This window comes from Protofrankia sp. CiP1_Cm_nod1 (genome assembly GCF_920888515.1).
Lineage (GTDB): Bacteria > Actinomycetota > Actinomycetes > Frankiales > Frankiaceae > Protofrankia.
Genome location: NZ_CAKKTM010000275.1, coordinates 1 through 2012, shown reverse-complemented (window position 1 = coordinate 2012; position 2012 = coordinate 1). Strand labels below are relative to the sequence as shown.

1 protein-coding gene is annotated in these 2012 nt (G+C 75.8%); it reads left to right on the top strand.

Annotated features, from left to right (window positions below):
- On the top strand, nucleotides 1-1890 hold a 1890-nt coding region (locus NBX02_RS12640), incomplete at its 5' end, for a cation-translocating P-type ATPase (protein ID WP_250291474.1).
- Nucleotides 1891-2012 lie beyond the last annotated feature (122 nt).

Genomic DNA, 2012 nt, shown 5'->3' with positions numbered 1-2012 from the left:
GTCCTGCTCGCCTCCGGGCTCGTCCGTGGCCGGCCCGCCGGCGACACGCTGAGCGCGGGTGTGGCGCTCGCCGTCGCCGCGGTGCCCGAGGGCCTGCCGTTCCTGGCCACGGCCGCGCAGCTGTCCGCGGCCCGGCGGCTGTCCGGCCGCGGCGCGCTGGTGCGCAACCCGCGGACCATCGAAACGCTCGGACGGGTGGACGTGCTGTGCTTCGACAAGACCGGCACGCTCACCAGAGGCCGGATCCGGCTCGGCATGGTGTCGGACGGCAGCCACACCGCCGCCGTCGGCGAGCTGACGAAACGGCAGCGCCGGGTGGTCGCCGCCGGCCTGCGCGCCACCCCGGCGCGGGTCGACGGGCGCAAGCTGTCCCATCCCACCGACCGGGCGGTGACCAAGGGCGCGGCAGCCGCGGACATCGACCGTGACCACGGCCTGGGCTCCTGGTCGGAGCTGGTCTCGCTGCCGTTCGAGCCGGGCCGCTCCTACCACGCGTCCCTCGGGCTCTCCCCCGGGACGCCCCGGAGGACCTCCCAGGGGACGCCTGCCGGCGGCACCGGCGGCACCGGCGGCGCCGTGCTGCTCAGCGTCAAGGGCGCGCCCGAGACGCTGCTGCCCCGCTGTACCCGCTGGCGGACCGCCCGGGGCGACGTGCCGCTGGACGGGCGTGGCCGGGCGGGCCTGGCCCGCGAGCACGTCGCGCTGGGCCGGCGGGGATACCGGGTGCTCGCCGTCGCCGAACGCGCGATGCCCGATCACAGCCGGCAGGTGTCGGACGACGACCTCGACGCTCTGACCTTCCTGGGTTTTCTCGGTCTGTCGGATCCGGTCCGCTCCGGCGCCGGGCCGTCCCTGGTCCAGCTGCACGACGCTGGCGTGCAGACCGTGATGATCACCGGTGACCACCCGGCCACCGCGCAGACGATCGCCACCGAGCTGGGGGTCCTCGACGGCGGCCGGATGATGACCGGCATGGAGATCGACGCGCTGGACGACGACGCGCTCGACGCGCTGCTGCCCGAGGTGACGGTGGTCGCCCGCGGCACCCCGGCGCACAAGGTCCGCGTGGTGGAGTCGTACCAGCGGCTGGGCAAGGTGGTCGCGATGACCGGCGACGGCGCCAACGACGCGCCCGCGATCCGGCTCGCCGACGTGGGGATCGCGCTGGGCCGACGGGGCACCCCGGCCGCCCGGGCCGCCGCCGACGTGGTGGTCGTCGACGACCGGCTGGAGACGATCCTCGACGTCCTGGTCGAGGGCCGGTCGATGTGGGCCTCGGTGCGCCAGGCGCTGGGCATCCTGGTGGGCGGCAACCTCGGCGAGATCGCCTTCACCCTGCTCGGCGCGGTCGCCACCGGTACCTCCCCGCTGTCGGCCCGGCAGCTGCTGCTGGTCAACCTGCTCACCGACCTCGCCCCCGGGCTCGCCATCGCCCTGCGCCAGCCGGATCCCGGCCGGGCCGGCGAGCTGCTCGGGGAGGGGCCGGAGAGATCGCTGGGCCGCGCGCTGCTGCGGGAGGTCGCGGTGCGCGCGGTGGCGACCACCGCGGCCGCCACCGGCGCATGGATCGTCGCCCGTCCCACCGGCCGGCGCCGGCACGCCGACACCGTCGGGCTGGTGGCGCTGGTCGGGGCGCAGCTCGGCCAGACACTGCTGGTCGGCGGGCGTTCCCGGTCGGTGCTGCTGAGCAGCCTGGGGTCGGTGGTGGCGCTGGTTATGGTCGTCCAGACGCCCGGGCTGAGCCGGTTCTTCGGCTGCACCCCGCTCGGACCCTCCGGCTGGGCCGTCGCCATCGGCGCCTCGGCCGCCGGAACCCTGCTCTCGATGACGCTGGAGCCGCTCGCGGCCCGTTTCGTCCCTCCCGAGGGCTCATCCCTCCCGACGGGCTGAATGTTCCTCCCGACAGGTTGGACGGCCCGCCCGGCGTTGAAAACCGTTGCCGGGGATGACGCGCCCCCTCTTGAGACTGCCGGCACGCGGACGGCAGACCCTGGGCTCACCGGCGGGGCCGG